The organism is Afipia dichlorophenoxyacetatis (assembly GCF_055386385.1).
Window position 1 is genome coordinate 338589 of the sequence record NZ_AP029250.1, and the last position, 24094, is coordinate 362682.

At 60.0% G+C, this 24094-nt stretch carries 22 protein-coding genes; 12 read left to right on the forward strand and 10 right to left on the reverse strand.

The window, feature by feature from the left end; genetic code table 11:
- Nucleotides 1-30 precede the first annotated feature (30 nt).
- The 4 genes from odhB (at nt 31) to ACZ5C3_RS01650 (ending at nt 4267) form a co-directional block, all read left to right on the forward strand.
- Entirely contained in the window at nt 31-1275 is a 1245-nt protein-coding gene (odhB, locus tag ACZ5C3_RS01635; RefSeq protein WP_464034754.1) for a 2-oxoglutarate dehydrogenase complex dihydrolipoyllysine-residue succinyltransferase, read from the forward strand.
- Between the two features lie 78 nt (nt 1276-1353).
- Nucleotides 1354-2097: an SDR family oxidoreductase gene (locus ACZ5C3_RS01640; protein WP_464034755.1), complete on the forward strand. Its 744-nt coding sequence runs from the start codon at nt 1354-1356 to the stop codon at nt 2095-2097.
- A 35-nt stretch (nt 2098-2132) separates the two neighbouring features.
- Nucleotides 2133-3536: a dihydrolipoyl dehydrogenase gene (gene lpdA, locus ACZ5C3_RS01645; protein ID WP_464044464.1), complete on the forward strand. Its 1404-nt coding sequence runs from the start codon at nt 2133-2135 to the stop codon at nt 3534-3536.
- A gap of 203 nt (nt 3537-3739) precedes the next feature.
- Nucleotides 3740-4267, forward strand: coding sequence for a hypothetical protein (locus ACZ5C3_RS01650; RefSeq protein ID WP_464044465.1), 528 nt, complete (start codon nt 3740-3742; stop codon nt 4265-4267).
- 7 nt (nt 4268-4274) lie between these two features.
- Here the strand turns inward: ACZ5C3_RS01650 and ACZ5C3_RS01655 are convergent, their stop codons facing one another.
- A complete protein-coding gene (locus tag ACZ5C3_RS01655; RefSeq protein WP_464038471.1) occupies nt 4275-4865 on the reverse strand; it encodes a DUF4337 domain-containing protein in 591 nt (196 codons plus the stop codon).
- 100 nt (nt 4866-4965) lie between these two features.
- Nucleotides 4966-5949: a tyrosine recombinase XerC gene (locus ACZ5C3_RS01660; protein ID WP_464034759.1), complete on the reverse strand. Its 984-nt coding sequence runs from the start codon at nt 5947-5949 to the stop codon at nt 4966-4968.
- A gap of 82 nt (nt 5950-6031) precedes the next feature.
- On the opposite strand from ACZ5C3_RS01660, the gene ACZ5C3_RS01665 reads away from it, so the two are divergent.
- Nucleotides 6032-8206 carry a primosomal protein N' gene (locus ACZ5C3_RS01665; RefSeq protein ID WP_464034761.1) on the forward strand — a complete coding sequence of 725 codons (2175 nt, stop codon included), beginning with the start codon at nt 6032-6034 and terminating at the stop codon, nt 8204-8206.
- Nucleotides 8207-8454: 248 nt separating this feature from the next.
- On the opposite strand, the gene ACZ5C3_RS01670 is transcribed toward ACZ5C3_RS01665, so the two are convergent.
- The gene (locus tag ACZ5C3_RS01670; RefSeq protein WP_464034763.1) at nt 8455-8892 is read right to left on the reverse strand and encodes a septal ring lytic transglycosylase RlpA family protein; all 438 of its coding nucleotides are present in this window, start codon (nt 8890-8892) and stop codon (nt 8455-8457) included.
- Between the two features lie 711 nt (nt 8893-9603).
- On the opposite strand from ACZ5C3_RS01670, the gene ACZ5C3_RS01675 reads away from it, so the two are divergent.
- From ACZ5C3_RS01675 to ACZ5C3_RS01700, 6 genes are all read left to right on the forward strand, one after another.
- Nucleotides 9604-10164, forward strand: coding sequence for a F0F1 ATP synthase subunit delta (locus tag ACZ5C3_RS01675; protein ID WP_464034765.1), 561 nt, complete (start codon nt 9604-9606; stop codon nt 10162-10164).
- A complete protein-coding gene (gene atpA / locus ACZ5C3_RS01680; RefSeq protein WP_464034767.1) occupies nt 10164-11696 on the forward strand; it encodes a F0F1 ATP synthase subunit alpha in 1533 nt (510 codons plus the stop codon). The genes ACZ5C3_RS01675 and atpA overlap by 1 nt, the downstream gene beginning before the upstream one ends.
- A gap of 125 nt (nt 11697-11821) precedes the next feature.
- A complete protein-coding gene (locus ACZ5C3_RS01685; protein WP_464034769.1) occupies nt 11822-12703 on the forward strand; it encodes a F0F1 ATP synthase subunit gamma in 882 nt (293 codons plus the stop codon).
- An 11-nt stretch (nt 12704-12714) separates the two neighbouring features.
- Nucleotides 12715-13119, forward strand: a complete 405-nt coding sequence (locus ACZ5C3_RS01690) for an organic hydroperoxide resistance protein (RefSeq protein WP_464044466.1) — start codon at nt 12715-12717, stop codon at nt 13117-13119.
- Nucleotides 13120-13146: 27 nt separating this feature from the next.
- On the forward strand, nt 13147-14577 hold the full coding sequence (atpD, locus tag ACZ5C3_RS01695; RefSeq protein WP_464034770.1) for a F0F1 ATP synthase subunit beta: 1431 nt from the start codon (nt 13147-13149) through the stop codon (nt 14575-14577).
- Between the two features lie 5 nt (nt 14578-14582).
- Nucleotides 14583-14993 (forward strand): F0F1 ATP synthase subunit epsilon, encoded by a 411-nt coding sequence (locus tag ACZ5C3_RS01700; protein ID WP_464034772.1) that lies wholly within the window; start codon nt 14583-14585, stop codon nt 14991-14993.
- Nucleotides 14994-15053: 60 nt separating this feature from the next.
- Here the strand turns inward: ACZ5C3_RS01700 and ACZ5C3_RS01705 are convergent, their stop codons facing one another.
- From ACZ5C3_RS01705 to ACZ5C3_RS01730, 6 genes are all read right to left on the reverse strand, one after another.
- The gene (locus ACZ5C3_RS01705; RefSeq protein WP_464044467.1) at nt 15054-15554 is read right to left on the reverse strand and encodes an RNA pyrophosphohydrolase; all 501 of its coding nucleotides are present in this window, start codon (nt 15552-15554) and stop codon (nt 15054-15056) included.
- A gap of 327 nt (nt 15555-15881) precedes the next feature.
- Nucleotides 15882-17078 (reverse strand): divergent polysaccharide deacetylase family protein, encoded by a 1197-nt coding sequence (locus tag ACZ5C3_RS01710; RefSeq protein ID WP_464038472.1) that lies wholly within the window; start codon nt 17076-17078, stop codon nt 15882-15884.
- 156 nt (nt 17079-17234) lie between these two features.
- On the reverse strand, nt 17235-18581 hold the full coding sequence (locus ACZ5C3_RS01715) for a S41 family peptidase (protein WP_464044468.1): 1347 nt from the start codon (nt 18579-18581) through the stop codon (nt 17235-17237).
- Nucleotides 18578-19921 carry a murein hydrolase activator EnvC family protein gene (locus ACZ5C3_RS01720; RefSeq protein WP_464044809.1) on the reverse strand — a complete coding sequence of 448 codons (1344 nt, stop codon included), beginning with the start codon at nt 19919-19921 and terminating at the stop codon, nt 18578-18580. Before ACZ5C3_RS01720 ends, ACZ5C3_RS01715 begins: the two co-directional genes overlap by 4 nt.
- A gap of 58 nt (nt 19922-19979) precedes the next feature.
- On the reverse strand, nt 19980-20462 hold the full coding sequence (gene rlmH, locus ACZ5C3_RS01725) for a 23S rRNA (pseudouridine(1915)-N(3))-methyltransferase RlmH (RefSeq protein ID WP_464044469.1): 483 nt from the start codon (nt 20460-20462) through the stop codon (nt 19980-19982).
- A gap of 47 nt (nt 20463-20509) precedes the next feature.
- Nucleotides 20510-21493, reverse strand: coding sequence for an AraC family transcriptional regulator (locus ACZ5C3_RS01730; RefSeq protein ID WP_464034775.1), 984 nt, complete (start codon nt 21491-21493; stop codon nt 20510-20512).
- Between the two features lie 170 nt (nt 21494-21663).
- Between ACZ5C3_RS01730 and ACZ5C3_RS01735 the strand changes: the two genes are divergently transcribed.
- Nucleotides 21664-23079, forward strand: a complete 1416-nt coding sequence (locus tag ACZ5C3_RS01735; RefSeq protein ID WP_464034776.1) for an outer membrane protein — start codon at nt 21664-21666, stop codon at nt 23077-23079.
- An 11-nt stretch (nt 23080-23090) separates the two neighbouring features.
- On the opposite strand, the gene ACZ5C3_RS01740 is transcribed toward ACZ5C3_RS01735, so the two are convergent.
- Nucleotides 23091-24059, reverse strand: coding sequence for a helix-turn-helix domain-containing protein (locus ACZ5C3_RS01740; protein ID WP_464034778.1), 969 nt, complete (start codon nt 24057-24059; stop codon nt 23091-23093).
- Nucleotides 24060-24094 lie beyond the last annotated feature (35 nt).

Below are 24094 nucleotides of genomic sequence, written 5' to 3' on the forward strand. Positions count from 1 at the left end.
ACGCCGCTCACGTCGCAAGAGGAAGAAAAAATGGCTGAAATTCGCGTTCCGACACTCGGCGAGTCCGTCACCGAGGCTACCATTGGCCGCTGGTTCAAAAAGCCCGGCGATGCAGTGGCCGTCGATGAACCCTTGGTTGAGCTCGAAACCGACAAGGTGACTATCGAAGTCCCGGCGCCGTTCGCCGGCACGCTTGGCGAAATCGTCGCCAAGGACGGCGAGACCGTCGCGGTCGGTGCGTTGCTCGGTCAGATCACGGAAGGTGCGGGTGGCGCGAAAGCGGCGGCAGCTGCTCCTGCCGCAAAAGCTCCGGAAGCGCCCAAGGCTGCACCCGCTGCGGCTGCTCCGGCTCCAGCGCAGAAATCTCCCCCAACTGACGCGCCGCTGGCGCCGTCGGTGCGCAAGCTCTCTGCTGAAAGCGGCGTTGATGCGTCGACCGTGCCGGGCTCCGGCAAGGATGGCCGTGTGACCAAGGGCGACATGCTCGCCGCTATCGAGAAGGCCGCGTCGTCGCCGATGCCGGTGAGCCAGCCGGCAGCGGTTCAGGTCCGCGCACCGTCCCCTGCCGACGATGCTGCGCGTGAAGAACGCGTGAAGATGACCCGTCTGCGCCAGACCATCGCGCGCCGCCTCAAGGACGTGCAGAACACCGCGGCCATGCTCACGACCTTCAACGAGGTCGACATGACCAACCTGATGGCGCTGCGCAGCCATTACAAGGATCTGTTCGAGAAGAAGCACGCCACCAAGCTCGGCTTCATGGGCTTCTTCGTGAAGGCCTGTGTGCAGGCGCTGAAGGAAGTTCCGGCGGTCAACGCTGAAATCGACGGCGGCGATCTGGTCTACAAGAACTACTATCACATTGGCGTCGCGGTCGGCACCGACAAGGGTCTTGTGGTGCCGGTGGTGCGCGAATGCGATCACAAATCGCTTGCCGACATCGAGAAGGGCATCGCGGACTTCGGCAAGAAGGCGCGCGATGGCCAGCTCAAGATCGAGGACATGCAGGGCGGCACCTTCACCATCTCGAACGGTGGTGTGTATGGTTCGCTGATGTCGACCCCGATCCTGAACGCGCCGCAGGCTGGTATTCTCGGCATGCACAAGATCCAGGAGCGGCCGGTGGTCGTCGGCGGCAAGATCGAAATCCGCCCGATGATGTATCTCGCGCTGTCCTATGATCACCGTGTGATCGACGGCAAGGAAGCGGTCACTTTCCTCGTTCGCGTCAAGGAAAGCTTGGAAGATCCGGCGCGACTGGTGCTGGATCTCTGATCAGAATGGCGGCGCCTTCTGCGCCGCCATCGTTTTCATTTCTCTCAACGCCAATAAAAAACTTCAGCGGAGATTCGAATGGATAGCGTTGCCGTCGTGACAGGAGGCAGCCGCGGCATTGGTCGCGCCGCGGCCATTGGTGCCGCCAAGCTCGGCCACAAGGTGGTTGTTGGTTACGCCAGCAACGAGCAGGCAGCCCGCGAAGTTGTCTCTCTGATCGAAGCCAGCAACGGCAAAGCCATCGCTGTGAAGTGCGATGTCGGCATCGAGGCCGACATTGTCAACTTGTTCAAGAAAGCGGACGAGTACGGCAAGCTCGGCGCGCTCGTCAATAATGCGGGCGTCGTGGACAAAACCGCGCGCGTCGATGAGATGTCCGCGGAGCGTCTTGCGCGGATGATGAACATCAACATCGTCGGCAGCATTCTGTGCGCGCGTGAAGCGGTGAAGCGCATGTCGACCAAGCATGGCGGCGCGGGCGGCGTGATCGTCAACCTGTCATCAGTGGCTGCGACACTCGGCTCGCCGGGGCTGTATGTTGATTACGCGGCCTCCAAGGGCGCAATCGACACGTTCACTGTTGGCCTCGCCCGCGAGGTGAGCGATGAGGGCATTCGCGTCAATGCGATCCGCCCGGGTCTGATCGATACCGATATTCATGCCAGCGGCGGCGAGCCTGGCCGCGCACAGAAGCTTGCCCACACCGTGCCCATGAAGCGCGTCGGCACAGCGGATGAAGTCGCGAATGCTGTCGTCTGGCTGATGTCCGACGAAGCGTCATATGTCACCGGTACAATTTTCGATGTCTCCGGCGGACGGTAATTCCGTTACGCCTCTTTGAATGCAGGATAGTTACAATGGCCTCTTATGATCTCGTCATTATCGGCACTGGCCCCGGTGGTTATGTCTGCGCGATCCGCGCAGCACAGCTCGGCATGAAGGTCGCGGTTGTCGAGAAGTGGCCGACCTTCGGAGGCACATGCCTGAACGTCGGATGCATTCCGTCGAAGGCGCTGCTGCAGGCGTCGGAGCGCTATGAGGAAGTGTCTCATATGCTCCCGAAGATGGGCATCGAAGTCGGCAAGCCGAAGCTCGATCTCTCGACGATGATGAAGTTCAAGACGGATGGCGTCGATGGCAACGTCAAGGGTGTCGGCTTCCTGTTCAAGAAAAACAAGATCGAGCCATATCAAGGCACGGGCCGCATCGTGTCTGCCGGCAAGGTCGAAGTGAAGGGCGCTGACGGCAAGACCGAAATTCTCGAAACCAAGAACATTGTGATCGCCACCGGCTCCGACGTCGCCAAGCTCAAGGACGTCGACATCGACGAGAAGCGCATCGTGTCGTCCACCGGCGCGCTTGTGCTCGACAAGGTGCCGGAAAAGATGCTGGTCATCGGCGCAGGCGTCATCGGCCTTGAGCTTGGCTCGGTGTGGCGGCGCCTGGGATCGGAAGTGGTTGTTGTCGAATTCCTCGACCGCATCCTTCCCGGCATGGACGGCGAAGTCGCGAAGTCCTTCCAGCGCATCCTCGAGAAGCAGGGCATGACCTTCAAGCTCGGCACCAAGGTGACCGGCGTCGACAGCTCCGGCAAGCGGCTGAAGGCACAGATCGAAGCTGCCGCAGGTGGCAGCGCGGAAACCATTGAGGCGGACGTCGTGCTGGTTGCGATCGGGCGCGTGCCTTACACCGAGGGCCTTGGTCTGAAGGAAGCAGGCGTTGAGCTCGATCAGCGCGGCCGCGTGCAGACCAATGGGCATTTTGCGACCAATGTGAAGGGCATCTATGCCATCGGGGACGCTATTGCGGGACCGATGCTGGCGCACAAGGCTGAAGACGAAGGCATAGCGATTGCCGAAATCCTTGCAGGCCAGTCCGGTCACACCAATTACGATGTGATTCCGAGCGTGGTGTACACCTCGCCGGAAGTGGCCTCGGTCGGAAAGACCGAGGAAGAGTTGAAGCAGGCTGGCGTGGCCTACACGGTCGGCAAGTTTCCGTTCACGGCGAATGCCCGCACCAAGGTCAATCAGACCACCGATGGTTTTGTGAAGATCCTCGCGGATGCGAAAACCGATCGCGTCCTCGGCGCGCACATTTTGGGCGCGGAAGCCGGCGAAATGATCCACGAATGTGCGGTTCTCATGGAATTCGGCGGTTCGGCCGAAGATCTCGCACGCACCTGTCACGCTCATCCGACCCGGTCCGAGGCCGTCAAGGAAGCCGCGCTTGCAGTCGGAAAACGCGCCATCCATATGTAGCGTGATCCGCGCTAGTGTCCCGAATCCAAAGTCCGCCTCGTCGTGTAGCGCGCCCATAGCGGACTTTGGATTCGAGAGGACACTAGCAAAATTATGGTTGTAGTGTGGTTCAAGTTCAGAAGTTCGCTTGAAGGACTCGCGGAAAAACCGGGCGAACTTCTGAACCACCACACGAGGCCGGTCACGATTGGCAAGGGGGCGAAATGCGTCGGCTACTTCGTCCGCTCTGGATTCTCCTCGCGCTGATTTTCCTGCTCGAGGCATGGCTGTGGGATCGCGTCGAGCCAATCATCTCGCGCGTCGTCGCACTGATTCCGCTTCCCGCCTTTAAGAAATGGCTAGCCGCCCAGATCGATCATCTCTCGCCGGGTGCGACGTTGATCGTTTTTGCTGTGCCGCTGGTCGCGCTGTTTCCCTTAAGTCTGGTTGAAGCGTGGCTGCTGGCCCACAAGTACTTTGTGAGTGCCACGATTCTGATTGTCTTTCAGAAAGTCCTGGGCGTTGGTCTTATCGCGTTTGTCTTTGATCTGACGCGGGACAAGCTGTTGCGGATGGACTGGTTTCGCAGACTCTATGAAATCGTCCTGGACCTGCGCGCCCGCGCGACTGCTCTCGTTGCGCCATTCAAGGTGGCTATCAAGCAGTGGGTGGCTCGCGTTCGCGGGCGAGCATCACCAGGCTTCATTCAACGCCTGCGTCGTCGCATGCAGGCGTCACGGTCGTCGTCCTGAGTTCGGCTTACATAATATGAACGGCGTGGGGGGCGAACAGCCCGATCGCCGTGAATGCCAGCCCGGCCACCATCAGCAGACCCGAGATCCATGAAAGTGCGATCATCCCGGTGATGATGGTTGCGGACGCCAGCACGATGCCAATCTGGAAGGCGGCTGAGGCCAGTTCGTAATGGTGATAGCGGGCCATCGCGAGATCGCGGTCGTGCTCGGCATGTTTGGCGCGTTCCGCCAGCTGCTCGGAACCTTCCCCGGTTTCGGGTTCGGAGCGATAGCGCGCCGCGGTCTTCTGCCAGTCGTCAATTTGCTTCGCGAGTGCCGCTTTCTGCGCTTCGTCTCCGGAGAGGCCCAGGCTGAGTTTGGCGTGTTCGGAGGTTGCCTGAACGACCGTCCGGCGAATGCTTTTGGCCTGGAAGAAGGCCCAGAGATTGGAAGCCTCGACGTTCTTGCTGATGGACTCGGTCTGCGCGCCCTTACCGAGTGTTTCCGAGAACGCGAGGAACAGAGCCATGACGGCGATCAGCAACGCGATCTTTTTGTTGGAGCCGGATGCGTGTTCGGCGTGCTCCGCATGCTCCATGCTCTCGTGTGCGCTCATGGCAGACAATTCTCCCCATTCCAAAATTGGTGGTCACGATTGACCGAACTGCATGCCTCGCGCAAGGGGCAGCTATGTGACATTTCACGATAAAATTCTGTCACGCACGCGGGTGAGCCGTCTTGTAGACGTCAAGCAGTCGCTCGGCATCCACACCGGTGTAGATCTGTGTGGTCGACAGGGACGAGTGTCCGAGTAATTCTTGGATCGCGCGAAGGTCTCCGCCGCGTGACAGCAGATGTGTCGCGAAAGAATGCCGTAGGGCGTGTGGCGTTGCGCTATCAGGCAGTCCAAGCGCGCCGCGCAGCCGCTCCATCGTCAATTGAATGATACGCGGGCTGAGAGGTCCGCCGCGCGCGCCAACAAAAATAGGCTCGTTCGGCGCGATGGCATGCGGGCACATCGCCAGATAATCCTGCACCAGCTGCAGCACGTTCAGCAGAACTGGCACCATGCGCGTCTTGTTTCCCTTGCCGGTCACAATGATGACGTCGCCCTTGCCTGGAAGCGGCACATCACGACGCTTGAGACCGAGCGCTTCGGAGATCCGCAAACCTGAACCATAAAGCAGCGCCATGACAGCAGCGTCGCGTGCCCAGATCCATGGCTCGCGGTTTTCGCCGGCGCGGATATCCGCATCGGCCATCTGGCGCGCGGATTCCATCTGGATCGGTTTCGGTAGGCTCTTGCCGATTTTGGGTGCGCGGATCGCGGACAACGCGCCGACCTTGCCCTTGCCTTCACGTTCGAGAAATTTCCCGAACGATCGAAGCCCCGCAAGCGCCCGCATCAGCGAGCGGCCGTCGATGTCATCCGCGCGGCGGGAGGACATGAAGGCCCGCACGTCCGTTGCCTCGATGGTGGCAAATTGTTTCAGCGTCACGGCGCCGCCCCAATGCTCACTGAGAAAGACCAGGCATTGGCGCAGGTCGCGCGCATAGGCCTCGAGAGTTTTGGGCGACAAGCGGCGTTCTGCGCGCAGATGCGACAGCCAGTTGGTCATCTCGGTGAGAAGGTCGGGCGTCGCGCAGGCGAGCTGCGCTGAGGTGGCTTCCGGGCCGGTTGCGTTGGCGGCTTTGGCCATATCTTATGTCCGGTGCTAGATAGGAGCTAGTTTATCGCTCCCCTTTTCTTAACATCTCACCTCATTCGGACCTTTCGCTGGCATGGCAAGACGAGTTGTCGACGTTCTCGTGCCGGTCGCCCTCAACCAGGCCTATTCCTATCGCGTTCCGGACGGCGCTGATCTCAATCCGGGTGACGTGGTCAGCGTGCCGCTGGGGCCGCGCGATGTGACGGCCGTGGTCTGGGCCGAGAATGCCAATCCCGATCCCCGGCTGCATAACCGCCTCAAGGACACCGGCGATAAGCTGGATGTTCCGTCGCTGAAGCCGGAACTGCGCAGCTTCGTGGACTGGGTCGCCAATTACACGTTGTCGGCGCGGGGCATGGTGCTTCGCATGGCGTTGCGGATGGGCGAGCATCTCGGGCCCGAGCGGGTGCGGATGGGCGTGCGGCTTGTGGGCGCTCCGCCGCAGCGCCTGACGCCTGCGCGGCGCCGGCTGATCGACATTCTCTCAGACGGACTGCTGCACGCGAAGAGTGAGGTTGCGAAGGAGGCAGGCGTCAGTGCCGGTGTCGTCGATGGCCTTGTCGATGAGGGCACGCTGACGATCGAGCCGATGCCGCGGGAACTTGCAGCACCAGCGCCCGATCCATCGTTTGCAGAGCCGGATCTATCGCCTCAACAAAGCGCTGCGGCGGATGTGCTGCGCGAGTTTGCGTCCAAGGACGAATTCAACGTCGCGCTGCTGGACGGCGTCACCGGCTCGGGCAAGACCGAGGTTTATTTCGAAGCGGTGGCGGAAATCATTCGCCGCGGCAAGCAGGCAATGATCCTGATGCCGGAGATTGCGCTCACCGGCCAGTTTCTGGAACGCTTCGCGTCGCGCTTTGGCGTGCGGCCGATCGAGTGGCATTCGGAACTGACGCCGCGCACGCGGGCGCGCAATTGGGCGGCCGTTGCGTCTGGAGAAGCGCAGGTGGTGGTTGGCGCGCGCTCGGCGCTTTTTCTTCCTTATGCCAATCTCGGTCTCATCGTCGTCGATGAAGAGCACGATCAGGCCTACAAGCAGGACGAGGGCGCGCATTATCACGCGCGTGACATGGCGGTGGTGCGCGGGCACATCGCGAAAATTCCTGTGGTGTTGTGTTCCGCGACGCCGTCAGTGGAAAGTGAAGTCAATGCGCGCAAGGGCCGCTATCGCCGCGTTGCATTGCCGTCTCGCTTCGGTGGCCAGCACATGCCCCACATCGAGGCGATTGATCTCAAGCGTGAAGGCCCTCCGCGTGGAAAGTTCATCTCACCGCGGCTGGCGGAAGAAATCAAAATCGCTATCGAGCGTAAGGAACAGGCGCTGCTGTTCCTCAATCGCCGCGGCTATGCGCCGCTGACGTTGTGTCGCGCCTGCGGGCATCGCTTCGCCTGCACGATTTGCGATGCGTGGCTGGTCGATCATCGTTTTCGCCAACGCCTCGTCTGTCATCACTGCGGCTTCTCGATGCCGCGCCCGCATCAATGTCCGCAATGCAGCGCGGAGGAATCGCTTGCGGCTATTGGCCCGGGCGTGGAACGATTGCAGGAAGAAGCGGCGGCGCTGTTTCCCGATGCACGCACCATGGTGCTATCGAGTGATGTGATCACGTCGATCGAGACCATGCGTGCGGAGTTGAATGAGATCGCGGAAGGCCGTGTCGATATCATCATCGGCACACAACTCGTGGCCAAGGGGCATAATTTCCCGCGGCTCAATCTCGTCGGAGTTGTTGATGCCGATTTGGGGCTTGGTAACGGCGATCCGCGCGCCGCGGAGCGGACATTCCAGTTGCTCAATCAGGTGATCGGGCGTGCCGGCCGTGAGCAAGGACGCGGCGTCGGCTATCTGCAAACGCATCAGCCGGAACATCCGGTGATGAAGGCCCTCGTCGCCTCGGATCGCGAGGCGTTTTACGCCAGCGAAATCGAATCACGCGAGCGTGCGCTCTATCCTCCGTTTGGCAGGCTTGCGAGCTTTATTGTCTCGGCCGGCGATCGCCCGACCGCGGAAGGTTTTGCCCGAAAGCTTGTGTCTCTGGCGCCGCTTGATGAGCGGGTACAGGTGCTCGGTCCAGCGGAAGCACCGCTTGCGGTGATCAAGGGACGATATCGGTTCCGCCTGCTGGTGAAATCAGCGCGCAATGTGGATCTTTCCGACTATGTGCGCCACTGGATCGCGGGCGCGCCCAAGCCGATGGGCAATCTGAAACTCGAGATCGACATCGATCCGCAAAGCTTTCTGTAGAGCATCGGACCGAAAAGTGCGTAGCGGTTTTCGGATAAATCCGATGCTCAGATAGATAACTCCATTCATGCGTTCTCCACGCTAGAGCGAGTGCCAATGAAAAAGGCCGGCACAACCGGTGCCGGCCTTTTCAACGCAACTCAACTCATACGCTACAAACGCTTTACGCTACTGACACTTCAGATAAGCGCGAACATCGCGTTTTCCAGACACTGCCGGGGCAGCCTCTGGCAGGATGTTGTGTGTGCTTATTGAACTTCGGCGACGACGCGGCCGACGCCACGGCCGGTAATGCCGATCGCACGGGCGGCACCCTTCGAAAGATCGAGAACGCGGCCACGAATGAAGGGGCCGCGGTCGTTGACGGTCACAACGACGCTTTGCCCGTTGTGGGTCACGCGCAGACGGGTGCCGAACGGCAGGGTCCGATGTGCAGCAGTCATGGCGTTCTGATTGAATCGCTGGCCGGAAGCAGTCTTGCTGCCGGATTCATTGCCATAATAGGAAGCCATTCCAGAAAACGAGTGGCCGGAGCTGATTGAGGCGTTGGCATCACGCCAATCTCTACGGGTGCGGGCCTCACTTGCCGAGGAAGTAAGAGCCACGGTGCTGGCAGCCAGCACAACCATCGAGGCATTCCGAATTGTCGCGCCTCGAAATGGCACGCCCTTAAGAGCGTTAATCATATAGCTAATCCCCTAATTGGTATTGCAATCCATCGCCTGGCTATATCGAGCCAGTTGTTACGACGTGCGCTGGATCATTCAATAATGAGGCATAAGCACGGCAATCAAATTCGTTCCATCGAAGGGTACAATTATGTTTAAAATGCAGCGTTAACTTCTATGTTTTCTATAATCTGTATTTATCCACGGCGAATACATCAGTATTACTTACCTATACTGTATAGTTCGCGGGAATATTGCCTACCTCAAGTAAACGTAAAGGAACGGTTATCGTTCCAGATATGCGTCTATGGAATGCCTGAATGTAGGAAGAGGGACGGTCCGTTGAGTTTCTGCAACGCTGAGGCGTGGCGTTGGGGTCGGCTTGGTCGCCCGGCGGGAGGGGCGACCACCCATGATTCGATTCCTAGGCGAGAAGGGGTTGACCCAGGTCAAGGGAGCGTGGGCGCAGGCGGCTAGCGTGGTGCGGCGAATGCGTGTTCGCTGCGACAAACCAGCGCCGCGAAAAGCGCGTCTGTAAACGTCGTCATGTTGCACCTGCGCGCGCCCTATGTTAGCAAAACCGCGATTTTGGGCTGCTGGGTAGGTCGCTCCGGCCAAAAATCGAAGTCCCGCTTGAATTCCAAGGACTTGGATCGCTTGGTGCCGTCACGGCACCGTATGCTGGCGATGGTCGTTTCCTTGGGCATTCATCAGCTAGAGAGCTTTTTTGTGGCAGCTGAAGATCCATCCGTATCAGGCGTGTCCGGTCGCTATGCGACGGCGCTGTTTGAACTGGCCCGCGACGCGAAATCCGTCGACGCCGTCAAGGCAGATCTCGACAAGTTTGACGCCATGCTGGCGGACAGCCCGGATCTTTTGAGGCTCGTTCGCAGCCCTGTTTTTACTGCCGATGCGCAAATCAAGGCGCTCTCTGCCGTGCTCGAAAAGGCCGGCATCAGCGGCATTGCCGCGAATTTCCTGAAAGTTCTGACCGCGAATCGCCGGCTCTTCGCCGTGGCGGATGTCATCAGGGCTTTCCGTGCGCTGGTCGCCAAGTTCAAGGGCGAGGCCACTGCTGAAGTTACTGTTGCTGAGCCCCTCAGCGACAAGAATCTCGACGCCCTCAAGGCCGCACTGAAATCAGTGTCGGGCAAGGACGTCGATCTCAACGTGAAGATCGATCCGTCAATCATCGGCGGGCTTGTCGTCAAGCTCGGCAGCCGCATGGTGGACAGCTCGCTCCGCACCAAACTCAATGCGATCAAGCACGCGATGAAAGAGGCAGGCTGATGGACATCCGCGCCGCGGAAATTTCCGCAATCCTCAAGGACCAGATCAAGAATTTCGGCCAGGAAGCTGAAGTCTCCGAAGTCGGTCAGGTTCTCTCGGTTGGCGACGGCATTGCCCGCGTCTACGGTCTCGACAACGTCCAGGCGGGCGAAATGGTCGAGTTCGAAAACGGTACGCGCGGCATGGCGCTGAACCTTGAAAGCGACAACGTCGGTGTCGTTATTTTCGGTGCCGACCGTGAAATTAAGGAAGGTCAGACCGTCAAGCGCACCCGCGCCATCGTCGACACGCCTGTCGGCAAGGGCCTGCTGGGCCGCGTCGTTGACGCGCTCGGCAATCCGATCGACGGCAAGGGCCCGATCCAGTCGACCGAACGCAAGCGCGTTGACGTCAAGGCGCCAGGCATCATTCCACGCAAGTCGGTGCATGAGCCGATGGCGAGCGGCCTCAAGGCCATCGACGCCCTGATCCCCGTTGGCCGCGGCCAGCGCGAGCTGATCATCGGTGACCGCCAGACCGGTAAGACCGCGATCGCTCTCGACACCATTCTCAATCAGAAGCCGTTGAACGTCGCCGGCGCGCCAGAGAGCCAGAAGCTCTATTGCGTGTACGTCGCGATCGGCCAGAAGCGTTCGACCGTTGCCCAGTTCGTGAAGGTTCTCGAAGAGCAGGGCGCGCTGGAATACTCGATCGTCGTTGCGGCAACCGCATCCGATCCGGCGCCAATGCAGTACCTCGCGCCGTTTACCGGCTGCACCATGGGTGAGTACTTCCGCGACAACGGCATGCACGCCGTTATCATTTACGACGACTTGTCCAAGCAGGCCGTCGCTTACCGTCAGATGTCGCTCCTGCTGCGCCGTCCGCCGGGCCGCGAAGCTTATCCGGGCGACGTGTTCTACCTGCACTCCCGCCTTCTCGAGCGCGCTGCGAAGCTCAATGATGAGCATGGCAATGGTTCGCTGACCGCTCTGCCGGTCATTGAAACCCAGGCCAACGACGTGTCGGCCTACATTCCAACCAACGTGATTTCGATCACCGACGGCCAGATCTTCCTGGAAACCGATCTGTTCTTCCAGGGCATCCGTCCCGCTGTGAACGTTGGTCTGTCGGTGTCGCGCGTCGGATCGTCGGCGCAGACCAAGGCGATGAAGAAGGTCGCCGGCAAGATCAAGGGCGAGCTTGCGCAGTACCGCGAAATGGCGGCGTTCGCGCAGTTCGGTTCGGACCTCGACGCGTCGACCCAGCGCCTTCTGGCACGCGGCTCGCGCCTCACTGAACTCCTGAAGCAGCCGCAGTTCTCGCCGCTGAAGATGGAAGAGCAGGTTGTCGTGATCTGGGCCGGTACCAACGGCTATCTCGACGGCATTCCTGTCAGCAAGGTTCGCGCCTTCGAGGATGGGCTGCTGTCGCTGATGCGCGGCAAGCACGTCGACATCCTCAATGCGATCCGCGACTCGCGGGACCTGTCCGACGACGTTGCCGGCAAGCTCAAGAGCGCGGTCGAAGCTTACGCCAAGACGTTTGCTTGATTTTCAATGGCCGAAGTTCGCTTCGGCTATTCAATTTGAGACGGGATGCCCGGCGCACGGCCGGGCATGACGACAGAGGGATTTGCGATCTGGCCGAGGGTCGGATCGTCAGGGTGAGATAAAGAATGGCGTCTCTCAAGGACATGCGCGTCCGCATCGCCTCCACCAAGGCGACGCAGAAGATCACCAAGGCCATGCAGATGGTGGCGGCGTCGAAGTTGCGCCGCGCCCAGACGGCGGCTGAAGCTGCACGCCCTTACGCTGAGCGTATGGATGCGGTGATCTCAAATATTGCTGGCGCAGCTAACGGTTCCGGCTCCGCGTCCGCGCTGCTTGCTGGTAACGGCAGCGATAAGGTGCATTTGCTGCTGGTTTGCACGGGCGAGCGTGGTCTCTCCGGCGCATTCAATTCCTCCATCGTACGCCTGGCGCGCGAGCGCGCATTGGCGATGATGAACCAGGGCAAAGAGGTCAAGTTCTTCTGCGTTGGCCGCAAGGGCTACGAGCAGCTGCGCCGTCAGTTTGACAAACAGATCGTCGGACACATGGAGCTCCGCTCCGTGAAGGTGCTGGGCTACAAGAACGCAGACGAGATCGCGAAGAAGGTTATCGCGATGTTCGAGGCAGGCGACTTCGACGTCTGCACGCTGTTCTACTCCCGCTTCAAGTCGGTGATCGCACAGGTCCCGACCGCGCAGCAGATCATTCCGCTGGAGCTCGAAGCGAAGGAAGACGGCAAGAGCGCCTCGAATGCCGTGTATGATTATGAGCCGGCCGAGGAGGAAATCCTCGCAGACCTGCTGCCGCGTAACCTCGCCGTACAGGTTTTCCGCGCTCTGCTTGAAAACAACGCGTCGTTCTATGGTGCGCAGATGACTGCCATGGACAACGCGACCCGTAACGCGGGCGACATGATCCGCAAGCAGACGCTGATCTACAACCGCACTCGTCAGGCGATGATTACGAAGGAACTGATCGAAATCATCTCCGGTGCCGAGGCAATCTGAGGAGAGTCACGATGGCTTATGTCACGAAGGCTACCACGTCAGGCGGACGCAACGGACGTGCGGTTCTCGAGAATGGCGGTCTCGCACTTGCCATGGCTCTGCCGAAGGATCTCGGCGGCGCCGGCGATGGCCACAATCCAGAGCAATTGTTTGCGCTCGGTTGGTCGGCCTGCTTCGGCCAGGCCATCTTGGTTCTGGCCAAGAAGCATGGGTTGGATGGCCAGGCTGCCAAGGTGACCTGCGAAGTGACGCTCAACGTCAATGACGGCGCGTTCTCGCTCGCAGCAGAATTGAAGGTCGCGCTTCCAGGTGCAGACAAGGACAAGCTGCAGGCGCTGATCGAAGATGCTCACACCATTTGCCCGTATTCGAAGGCGACCAAGGGCAACGTGCCCGTCAAATTGACCGCCGTTTAAAGTTTCAGACTTCAGGAGAGACTATCCATGGCTTCCCCCGCCAATCAGATTGGACGCATCACCCAGGTCATCGGCGCCGTCGTCGACGTGAAGTTCGACGGCTATCTGCCTGCAATTCTCAACGCCATCGAGACCAAGAACCAGGGCAACCGCCTCGTGTTCGAAGTCGCGCAGCATCTCGGTGAATCCACCGTGCGCGCTATCGCGATGGACACCACCGAAGGTCTGGTGCGCGGCCAGGAAGTCACTGACACCGGCGCCCCGATCAAGGTGCCAGTTGGTGCTGGAACGCTGGGCCGCATCATGAACGTCATCGGCGAGCCGGTGGATGAACAGGGCCCGGTCAAGGCCGAAGACACCCGCGCCATCCACCAGGAAGCGCCGCTCTACACCGATCAGTCGACTGAAGCGGAAATTCTCGTCACCGGCATCAAGGTCGTCGACTTGCTCGCGCCTTACGCCAAGGGCGGCAAGATCGGCCTGTTCGGCGGCGCCGGCGTCGGCAAGACCGTGCTCATTCAGGAACTGATCAACAACGTTGCGAAGGCGCACGGCGGCTACTCAGTGTTCGCCGGCGTGGGTGAGCGTACCCGTGAAGGCAACGACCTCTATCACGAGTTCATCGAATCCGGCGTGAACAAGAAGGGCGGCGGCGAAGGCTCCAAGTGCGCCCTCGTTTACGGCCAGATGAACGAGCCGCCGGGCGCTCGCGCTCGCGTCGGTCTGACGGGTCTGACGGTCGCTGAGCACTTCCGCGATCAGGGTCAGGACGTGCTGTTCTTCGTCGACAACATCTTCCGCTTCACGCAGGCAGGTTCGGAAGTGTCGGCGCTGCTCGGCCGTATTCCTTCGGCGGTGGGTTATCAGCCGACGCTGGCGACCGACATGGGCGCCCTGCAGGAGCGCATCACCACCACCAACAAGGGCTCGATCACCTCGGTGCAGGCGATCTACGTGCCGGCCGACGACTTGACCGACCCGGCGCCTGCAACGTCGTTCGCCCACTTGGACGCGACGACCGTGTTGAACCGCGCAATTTCGGAAAAGGGCATCTATCCGGCGGTGGACCCGCTCGACTCGACCTCGCGCATGCTGTCGCCACTGATCGTCGGCGAAGAGCACTATCAGACCGCGCGCATGGTTCAGCAGGTGCTTCAGCGCTACAAGTCGCTGCAAGACATCATCGCCATTCTCGGCATGGACGAACTGTCCGAAGAGGACAAGCTGACCGTGGCCCGCGCCCGCAAGATCGAGCGCTTCCTGTCGCAGCCGTTCCACGTCGCCGAAATCTTCACCGGTTCGCCGGGCAAGTTCGTCGACCTCGCCGACACCATCAAGGGCTTCAAGGGCCTTTGCGAAGGCAAGTACGATCACCTGCCGGAAGCTGCCTTCTACATGGTCGGCACCATTGAAGAGGCTGTCGAGAAGGGCAAGAAGCTCGCAGCAGAAGCGGCGTAAGCACGATGGCTACATTTCACTTCGATCTTGTTTCGCCGGAAAAGATCGCCTTCTCGGGTGAAGTCGAGCAGGTCGATATTCCCGGCGTTGAAGGGGATTTCGGCGTGATGGCCGGTCATTCGCCGCTGGTGGCGAGCGTCCGCCCGGGCATCATGACCGTCACCGTTGGTGGCAAGCACGAGAAGATCATTGTGCTCGGCGGCCTTGCGGAAGTCTCGGAGAAGGGCCTCACGGTTCTCGCCGATACTGCAACGTCTCTGGCGGAGCTCGATAAGTCCGCGTTCGCCAATCAGATTGCAGAGATGGAAGAGAATCTGAAGGAAGAAGAACCGGGCAACGCGCTCGACCGCGCGATCACCCGGCTCGATCACTTCAAGGCGATCCAGGCCCACATCACCTCGACGGCGATGCACTGATCCGCACATTCAATTCGATAAAAAAGCCCCGCAATGCGGGGCTTTTTTCATTGCGGGAGATTATTTAGCGGCGAATTTCCCGAATTCCTGAACCACGCGCTCGTAGACCGGCCGCTTAAAGGGCACGATTAGCTCGGGAAGGTTCTTCATGGGCTCCCAGCGCCAGTCCACGAATTCCGGCTTGTGCCCTGCTGGGGAAGCGATGTTGATTTCGTTGTCCTTGCCGGTAAAGCGAATGGCGTACCACTTCTGCTTCTGGCCGCGGAAACGGCCCTTCCAGGCGCGTCCAGCCACCGTGCGTGGAATGTCATAGGTCAGCCAGTCGGCGACCTCAGCGAGCTTCTCAACCGACCGGGCATTGGTTTCCTCAAAAAGCTCGCGCTTGGCGGCTGCCCAAGTGTCTTCACCGGCGTCCACCCCGCCCTGCGGCATTTGCCACACATGGGTCTGATCAACATGCTCCGGGCCGCCAGCGCGGCGCCCGATAAATACCAGCCCCTCCGCATTGATCAGCATCATCCCGACACAGGTCCGGTAGGGCAGATCGTCGTAACGCGCCATCCTGTAAAATCCCTGGTCGTGAGCCGACTAGTGTTCCGGTTCTGAAGTTCGTATCTCGGACTCGCAGTTAATATTGATACGAACGTCAGATCTACCGCACTAAGCCAGCGCTCCTGCGCCCGTGTGCTCCATGATGCATAATCGAACCGGAGACCGGCCCTAGTGTGGTGGTTCAGAAGTTCGCTCTGTTTTCCCGCGAGTCCTTCCAGCGAACTTCTGAACCTAAACCACCCTAGCATCATGGATTTACTAGTGTCCTCTCGAATCCAAAGTTCGCTACGGAGCGCGCTGCTCGATAAGGCGAACTTTGGATTCGGGACACTAGGTTTAGCTTGATTTTGGTTTCAGCATCACCGTTGTCAACGGCACAAGCATGATACCGCGCCCCTCGAGCTGCTTGGCCCAGTTCCCGATCCGTTCGATCGATACCGGCAAAGATGACGCCACTCCGATGGCAGAGCCGCGCTCGCGGGCCAATGTCTCGAGTTTGGTGAGGGAGCGGTCGATATCGAGGGCCGTGGGGAGCGTATCGATGCTTACGTCAGCCTTGGCGTAGGGCATGCTGACGCTGTCGGCGAGAACAACGGCAACGCTTCGTGAGACGGAGCCATCGTCGAGATAGGCCAGACCACGCTTGGCCGCATCCTGAATGATTGGCTTCATCACCGCATCGCTTGCCAGCATGCGCGATCCCATGAAATTGGCGATGCCCACATATCCCTGGAACCGGCTCATATGCCACGCCAAGCGATCGAGGTTTTGTTCAGGGCCGAGGGAGGTCAAAAGGGTCTGAGGACCGGGATCGTTATCGGGATAATCGAACGGTTCCATCGGCACCTGCAGCAGCACCTCATGCTTCTGCGCGCGGGCCCGCGTCACGAGCTTGGCGGGATCAGCGCCGTACGGCGTGAAAGCCAGGGTAACCGCGCTAGGAAGTTTGAGAATTGCTTCGGTTGTCTTGGCTGCCCCGACGCCGAGCCCCGTAATGACAATGGCGATGCTTGGCGTCTTCGCGGCCATGGCTCGCTCGGCATCGCTTCCGGCGGCATAGGCCCGAAACGGCTTAAGGTTGTCGGCGGCGATCGGAATCATGCCATAGCGCGATGTCTCAAGCAGCTTTGGATTGACGTCGGCCAACGGCGCTGACGGCTCGTCATTCTTAGCCGAACTGTCGGAGCTCCCTCCGATCAGGACGTCCTGACGATTGCCGCTGGAGCCATCGATAATCGTGATTGTCTGTTGCCCTGGCGCCTTCAAAGCTTCGCCAGCCGGAGCTTGTGTGTGAGCGGGAGCGGCGGAGGGGGGCGCAGATTTTTCGCCCGACGGCGACGGTAAATTATAGGCAACCTTGGCGACGGGCTCACCGCCCAATGGGTCGTGGTTGAAAATCGCGAACCCCAAAAACGTCGCAAGAAAAAGACCGAACAGAGCGGTCAGAGCCTGCGGCGCTGTAAAGGGAAGCTGGAATCGCCGTCTGCGCGGCCGATCCTGCCCAAGTGGGGCGCTCAGATCGTCGGTGGTCACTGCCAATCAACCTCGCGAATCAATACCGAATCCTACCACGACCGGGCCCATCGGGCGGCACGCGGGGCGAGTGAAATCGAGATCTTTGCGGAAGAGCACAAACGAAAAGGGCGGCCCGAAGGCCGCCCGAGTCCGATCGAAGAATAGAATCGTCTGTTAGTTGGCGGCCTTGTTCGTGCTCGCCTTGTCAGTCGGCGCAGGTGCCGAGGTGGTCTGCTTGATGCCGTGCAGCAAATCAGCAGCCATCTTAAGGGCTTTGTCGTCCTTGGCATCCGGCGGCACGTATGACTGCGAACCGGTTTCTTCCGCACCCTCGGCCTTGAGATGGCCGCGCAGCGAAGCCTCGCCCTTGGTATCGGTCTTCGACTTCAACTCATCAGGCACGTCCTGCAGGACTTCGATGTCCGGCGTAATGCCCTTGGCCTGAATCGACTTGCCCGACGGCGTGAAGTACCGCGCGGTGGTCAGGCGGAGCGCACCATTGCCCGAGCCGAGCGGGATAATGGTCTGCACCGATCCCTTGCCGAATGAACGCGTGCCGATCAGCGTCGCGCGCTTGTGATCCTGCAGTGCGCCGGCGACGATTTCCGAAGCCGATGCCGAGCCGCCGTTGACCAGCACGATCACCGGCTTGCCCTTGGCGAGGTCGCCAGGCTTGGCGGTGCGGCGCTGAGTTTCCTCCGCATTGCGGCCGCGGGTGGAGACGATTTCACCACGATCGAGGAACGAGTCGGAGACCGATACGGCTTCCTCGAGCAGTCCGCCCGGATTGTTGCGCAGGTCGAGGATATAGCCCTTGATCTTGTCCGGACCGATCTGCTGGGTGAGGTTGGCCATCTCGCGCTTCAGGCCTTCAGTGGTCTGCTCGTTGAAGGTCGTGATGCGGATATAGGCGATATCGTCGCCCTCAACGCGTGCGCGCACGGAGCGGACACGAATGTTGTCGCGGGTCAGCGTCACTTCGACCGGCTTGTCCTGACCCTTGCGGAGGATCTTCAGCTTGATCTTGGTGTTGACCGGGCCGCGCATTTTCTCGACGGCCTGGTTCAGTGTCAGACCCTGCACAGCCTCGTCGTCGAGGTTGGTGATGATGTCGTTGGCCATAATGCCGGCCTTCGACGCCGGCGTATCGTCGATCGGCGAAACGACCTTGATCAGGCCGTCTTCCATGGTGACTTCGATGCCGAGACCGCCGAACTCGCCGCGCGTCTGCACCTGCATGTCGCGGAAGCTCTTGGCGTCCATGTAGCTGGAGTGCGGATCCAAACCGCTCAGCATGCCGCTGATGGCGGTTTCGACCAGCTTGCTGTCATCCGGCTTCTCGACGTAGTCGCTGCGGACGCGCTCGAACACATCGCCGAACAGATTGAGCTGGCGATACGTATCGGACGATGCTGCGCGCGCTGTCGATCCGACCAAGGCCGCGCGCGGCTGCGTCAGAAAGAGCGTTGCTGCCGCGCCTGCAGCGGCGCTGAGGAGGATAAGGGAAGTCTTACGCATCATCCGCGAACCTTTTCGCCTTGTTTTACGGCCCACCATGGGCCCGAATCGATAGGAGTGCCGTCTTTCCGGAACTCAACATAGAGGACTGGCTGGCTGGGCGCCGCCGCTAGAATTGAAGCGACCTGAGACGTGCTTCCCATGGTCGCTACCGGCTCTCCTGTCAGAACAAACTGGCCGATATTGACCGAAATACGTTCCATCCCGGCGATTAATATATGATACCCGCCGCCCGCATTCAGGATCAAGAGTTGTCCATAGCTTCGGAAGGGTCCTGCATACACAACCCAGCCATCACACGGGGTTGTGACCTGGGCCCCCGGCCGCGTGGCGATGGAGATACCCTTCTCTTGACCGCCAACCCCATCGGAACCGCCGAAACTGCGGATCCTGGTGCCGTTGACCGGTGTCGGCAGTAGGCCTTTGGCCGAGGCAAATGCGATGGCCGGGCTGAGGCGGCCGGGGTCCTTGAGGGCGCCGAGATCCGGCTTGCCGTTCAAAGCGGCCGGGGTTCCCTTCAGCTCCGCGGCCGCGGCAGCCTTCGCCGCGGCTTTCACGTCCTGCTCCATCTTCGCGATCAGGTCCTGAAGGTTATCGGCCTGACGCGACAGATTGGCGGCGCGTTGTCGCTCGGCCTCCATATCCCTCTCAGCGTCGGTCTGATTTTTCTGACGTTCCTGGACCAGAGCCGCCAGCCGGGTCCGGTCGGAATTGAGTCTGTCGCGATCGGTCGCCAGCCTGTCTCGCTCCTCGGAAATGTTTTTGCGCAGGGTGACGAGCTCACCCAGGTCGCTTGCGAGCTTTGTCGCGCGGGCACGCATCTCGGGGACCACCGCGCCGAGCAGCATGGCGGTCCTCAGCGACTGGAGGGCATCCTCGGGCCTCACGATAAGCGCAGGAGGCGCCCGGCGCCCGGCGCGCTGTAGGGCCGCGAGCACCTCCGCAATTTCGTCCCGGCGCGATTCGAGCGAGGCACGAATCTGAAGTTCGCGGGCATCCAACGGCCGGAGCCGGCCTTCGGTGTCAGCGATCTGGCCTTCGATATCGCGGACGCGGCCGGCGATATCAATCAGTTGCTGGTTGAGCTTGGTGCGGTCCTGGCCAATAGCGGCGATGTCGGCCTTGAGTTTCTCTTGTTGCTCGGCCGCCCGTCTTTGCTGTTCGCGTGCAGCTTCGAGCTCTTGCGTTCGTTGCTTGATGGCGTCGGGATCAGGTGCTGCGATCTGGGTCTTGGTGGTTTGAGCGGCAGCTGTCGAAATCAGCAGACCCGTCAGGTTGACGTTGGCCGCCTGCAGGCATGACAAAACCACGGGCAACGCTGCGCCATGCATGAACCGGCGCATCGTCAGCGTGTTTGCGGTGCTTATCGCGTGGGTCACGTGCGGTTCGATGTCTGCCGACTTATGCGCGGTGATATGGGTGGCCGGACAAAATGGTCGCGGCCCGATAAATCTGTTCCAGTAACATGACACGCACCATCTGATGCGGCCACGTCGCTTTGCCGAATGCGACGCTGAGCTTGGCTTTGCGCCTCAATTCAGGCGAAAGTCCGTCCGCGCCACCTATCAAAAAAGCAACGTTTGGAACTGATTCGTCGCGCCAGCGGCCAAGATGCCGCGCGAATGTAGCGCTGTCGATACTGTCGCCGCGTTCGTCGAGGGCAATGATGGACGATTTGTCAGGAATGAGCGCTGTGATCGCCATCGCCTCTTCGGCGATTCGTGCGGCTGCATCGCGTGCGCGGCTTTCCGGAATTTCATGAATCTGGAGGCCGCGGAATCCCAGCTTCCGGCTGATGTCGTCAAAACGTTCGCGATAGCGTTCGGCGAGCTCCCGTTCGGGACCTTGCTTCAGACGGCCGATGCCAATGACGAGAAGGTGCATGCGGTTTTTTAGCATGCGTCACGGTCGGTCGGACACGTGTTTGTCGTTTACGGTAAACCCGTTTCGAACGAAGGAGAACTGAGCGCATTCGCGCGAATATCGGAAGGCTTTGCACCGTAGCGGCGGCGGAAGGTGCGATTGAAGTAGGACAAGTCGCTGAAGCCGGACTCGAAAGCAATCAAACTGATCGCACGGTCGGCATAGCGAGGGTCGGTCAGCATGCGGTGTGCGTGAGCGAGCCGGTAGTAAGTCACCAGCTCGGTGAAGGTGGTGCCGTCGGCTGCCAGCAGTTGTCGGATATACACCGGGGAAATCTGGTGCTGCCGGGCAATGGTTTCGATGGAGAAGTGGTGCTGACGGCAGTGCTCGATGATGTCAGCCTTGATCGCCCGTAGGCGTGCGGCTTTGACGCCTCGCTCGTTGGCCAGAGCAGCAGCGTCACCCGTCGCGCCAAGGACCAGCGCGACGAGGTCATGAACATGGTTGCTGACCGCATGTCGGAGCTCCGGGGTCGCCAGTGCCTGATCGTCACCCAATGCCGATGAGTAGCCTGCGAGCAGCCGCAATGCCGGATGGTTTGCAGGTATTTGACGGATCAGAGCGTCATCAAGGTCAGGGATGCGTGCGGCGAGCAGATTGCGCGTCAGCCGAAACGTGAGAAGGAAAGAGGGTATGTGGCCAATGAACGATCCGACAACGCCGTTGCTCGTCAGGGTTGCCTGGCCGTTTTCGAGCGTTATCTCGCGGCCCACCTGCCTCAGGGTGCCGGCGCCGTGGCGTGAGACGACCAGCACGGGATCGTCATTGTCGATCAGGCTCGCAGGATGATGATTGATCGTAGGAGAAATCCAACCCGTTCCAATGCCTAATCCAGGCAGGGCACGCAGGGTCATATCGACGTTGAGGGGATGCCCGGGGAGCGGATCAATATCGAGCCGCATGATCGCGCGGCCGAACGTTTCATGAAATGCCTCGCGATCGGAAAAATCCGAACTTGCGAGACGTACCGTTGTGATCTCGTCGTTTGCCACGACCTGCCCCTGCCTCGATCCATATGTGGCAGTTTGTCGCAGGTTTGCAACGGCTGGTTCAAATCGGCTGGAGCAGTGTCCTGTCCAACTTGTTCCGTCGGCCGGCCCAAGAAATTAGCAGGGACTTCTCATAGGTTGCCGCCCATGAGGGTGAGCTTTCGGGGTGAGAAATGGTCTGGCATCAATTGAGGACTGCGAGATGTTCGGCAGGATTGTTGCTCGCGGTTTCGACGGTGGGGGTGGCCCACGCTGCCGATATGCCGGTCAAGGCAAATCCGGTCTCTCGGGTTTATGACTGGTCAGGTTTTTATGTGGGCGCGAATGCCGGTTACGGCTTTGGCGCGAACCCTGTGGTGCAATCATTTGCGTCGGCCTCCGACGGCACCAACCAGCCATCCCTGAGCCCGGCTGGCTGGTTCGGCGGTGTGCAGGCAGGGTACAATTTTCAGATGTCGAATTTGGTCGTCGGCATTGAGGGGGATTTTCAGGCCGGCGCCCAGCGCGATTCAATTTGCTTTGATTTTTGTGGCGTTCTGACGTTTCAGGACAGCCAACGATTGCCATGGTTCGCCACGGTGCGAGGCCGCCTCGGTTATGCGGCTGGTCCCGTGCTCTTCTACGCGACGGGCGGTGCAGCCTTTACGAAAGTGGAGACGTCGCTTTCCGGCTTCGATGGGATGACCCCAAAAACGACATCAGGCAATTTCTCGGACAGCAAGTCCGGGTGGACCATCGGAGGTGGCGTCGAGGCTGCGCTTTGGGGCAATTGGACGGCGAAGGCCGAGTATCTCTATCTTGATTTCGGTCACGTGACTCACGCAATTCCCGACACGGGCAACGGTCAGCCGGTGACGTTTGGAAACCCAGTTCGCGACCACATCGTGCGCGCGGGTTTGAACTACAGGTTTGGCGGTGGTGGTTTCAATGGCGAGTCCCAGCTCGCTCCCGCGTGGTCAACGGCCTCGATCTATAGCTGGAGAGGCTTTTATATCGGCGGTCATGCTGGTTATGGCGTCGAGCGCTCGCCGGGCGCGTTTATTGGCGACGGCGCCACAAGTGATGAATTCTCGTCCGCGCCGAGATCTGTTCTTGGCGGTGTGCAGGGCGGGTTTAATTGGCAGAGTGAAAGATGGGTTCTTGGCGTGGAAGCCGATTATCAATTCGCCAAACAGAACGACAAGCTTTGTGTGGCTTTCTGTCTGCCGGATCAGACCGTCAATGCTGAGCATAATTTGCAGTGGTTTTCGACATTGCGCGGCAGGGTTGGTTATACGACCGGTCCAGCGTTGTTTTATGCAACCGGCGGCTTGGCAGTCACGCAGGTCAAATCCAGTCTCTCGGCCGTCGATTTCTCTCCGGTATTCGCGAACGACTACAAGGACAACCTGACAGGCTATGCGGTTGGCGGAGGGATTGAAACTGCGTTAGGCGGAAATTGGTCGGCCAAGGTCGAATATCTTTACATGGATTTCGGCTCAATCTCCCACGGCGTTGTGGTGCCAGGTCCGGATGGAGGAGAGTTCGCTTTTGCTCTCCGCGTCCGCGACAACATTGCACGTGCCGGCATCAATTACCGGTTCGACTGAGACCGCGAGACTTATCCAAGAATGGAGCCCTGGCGGACGTCGCTTGGCGTTAAACCATAGCGGCGTCGGAACGTGCGGTTGAAGTAGGATAGGTCGCTGAAGCCGACATCATAGGCGATGGCGCTGATGGCGCGCTTTGCCAGGCGCGGATCGGACAGCATCCGATGAGCCTGCATCAGACGCTGCGTCAGGATGAAGCCTGATACGGACAAGTCTTCCGCTTCAAACAGCATGTTGACGTAGCGTGGCGAAATGCCGTGGCGATTTGCCAGTACCTCGGCAGAAAGATTTTTCTGGAAGAGATTAGCCGCGATGTCGTCCTTGATAGCGCGGAGTCGCGCCATGCGCACGCCACGCTGTCGCGCGATCTGTGTGCCGTCAGCCGTTGCGCCGAGTGCCAGGCCGACGAGATCATGCATATGCAGGACGACCGCACGACGCAGTTCTGGCGTTGCCAATGCGTCAGAGTCATCCACAATCCCGGCATATCTAGCCAGCATCTGTAGCGCAGGATTGTCACGTGTAATGGGACGAAGGAGAGCTGCATCGACGTCCGGGGTCAGTGATGACAGCAATGCTCGGTTGAGCCGGAAGTTCATCAGACGAGATGGCACATTGCCGGAGAAGACTCCCACCGAGCCGTTCGATATCAGTGCCGCTTCGCCACCCCTGATGGTGACTTCGCGTCCGATCTGCTTCAGCGTGCCGCAGCCCTGTGAGGGGAAGATAAGAACGACATCATCGTTGTCGATCATTTCAGCGGTATGGGTGTTGCGTGTCGGCGAAATCGTGCCTGCGGCAAGGCCAAAGCCTGAGAAACCGCGCACCATGAAATCCAGTTCGAAAGGATGATCGGGATGTGGATCCATCTCAAGCTGCATCACTTGGCGTCCGTAAGTTTCACGGAACGCCTCCACGCGATCGCGGCCTGAGAACGCTGCACTTGTCATGTGCATCGTTATGAAGTCGTCGTTGACCATCCTCCGCTCCCGCCAGATGGCATCTTGTTACCATG

What these genes read in the sequence shown, in the direction of transcription:
- ACZ5C3_RS01655 (WP_464038471.1), bottom strand. Translation starts at nt 4,865, where the DNA reads ATGAGCGCACACGAGAGCATGGAGCATGCGGAGCACGCCGAACACGCA.
- ACZ5C3_RS01705 (WP_464044467.1), bottom strand. Translation starts at nt 15,554, where the DNA reads ATGGCGCGTTACGACGATCTGCCCTACCGGACCTGTGTCGGGATGATG.
- ACZ5C3_RS01735 (WP_464034776.1), top strand. Translation starts at nt 21,664, where the DNA reads ATGGTCTGGCATCAATTGAGGACTGCGAGATGTTCGGCAGGATTGTTG.
- ACZ5C3_RS01700 (WP_464034772.1), top strand. Translation starts at nt 14,583, where the DNA reads ATGGCTACATTTCACTTCGATCTTGTTTCGCCGGAAAAGATCGCCTTC.
- ACZ5C3_RS01720 (WP_464044809.1), bottom strand. Translation starts at nt 19,921, where the DNA reads ATGCGCCGGTTCATGCATGGCGCAGCGTTGCCCGTGGTTTTGTCATGC.
- atpD (WP_464034770.1), top strand. Translation starts at nt 13,147, where the DNA reads ATGGCTTCCCCCGCCAATCAGATTGGACGCATCACCCAGGTCATCGGC.
- ACZ5C3_RS01665 (WP_464034761.1), top strand. Translation starts at nt 6,032, where the DNA reads ATGGCAAGACGAGTTGTCGACGTTCTCGTGCCGGTCGCCCTCAACCAG.
- ACZ5C3_RS01640 (WP_464034755.1), top strand. Translation starts at nt 1,354, where the DNA reads ATGGATAGCGTTGCCGTCGTGACAGGAGGCAGCCGCGGCATTGGTCGC.
- ACZ5C3_RS01740 (WP_464034778.1), bottom strand. Translation starts at nt 24,059, where the DNA reads ATGGTCAACGACGACTTCATAACGATGCACATGACAAGTGCAGCGTTC.
- rlmH (WP_464044469.1), bottom strand. Translation starts at nt 20,462, where the DNA reads ATGCACCTTCTCGTCATTGGCATCGGCCGTCTGAAGCAAGGTCCCGAA.
- ACZ5C3_RS01715 (WP_464044468.1), bottom strand. Translation starts at nt 18,581, where the DNA reads ATGATGCGTAAGACTTCCCTTATCCTCCTCAGCGCCGCTGCAGGCGCG.
- atpA (WP_464034767.1), top strand. Translation starts at nt 10,164, where the DNA reads ATGGACATCCGCGCCGCGGAAATTTCCGCAATCCTCAAGGACCAGATC.
- odhB (WP_464034754.1), top strand. Translation starts at nt 31, where the DNA reads ATGGCTGAAATTCGCGTTCCGACACTCGGCGAGTCCGTCACCGAGGCT.
- ACZ5C3_RS01650 (WP_464044465.1), top strand. Translation starts at nt 3,740, where the DNA reads ATGCGTCGGCTACTTCGTCCGCTCTGGATTCTCCTCGCGCTGATTTTC.
- lpdA (WP_464044464.1), top strand. Translation starts at nt 2,133, where the DNA reads ATGGCCTCTTATGATCTCGTCATTATCGGCACTGGCCCCGGTGGTTAT.
- ACZ5C3_RS01660 (WP_464034759.1), bottom strand. Translation starts at nt 5,949, where the DNA reads ATGGCCAAAGCCGCCAACGCAACCGGCCCGGAAGCCACCTCAGCGCAG.
- ACZ5C3_RS01670 (WP_464034763.1), bottom strand. Translation starts at nt 8,892, where the DNA reads ATGATTAACGCTCTTAAGGGCGTGCCATTTCGAGGCGCGACAATTCGG.
- ACZ5C3_RS01690 (WP_464044466.1), top strand. Translation starts at nt 12,715, where the DNA reads ATGGCTTATGTCACGAAGGCTACCACGTCAGGCGGACGCAACGGACGT.
- ACZ5C3_RS01685 (WP_464034769.1), top strand. Translation starts at nt 11,822, where the DNA reads ATGGCGTCTCTCAAGGACATGCGCGTCCGCATCGCCTCCACCAAGGCG.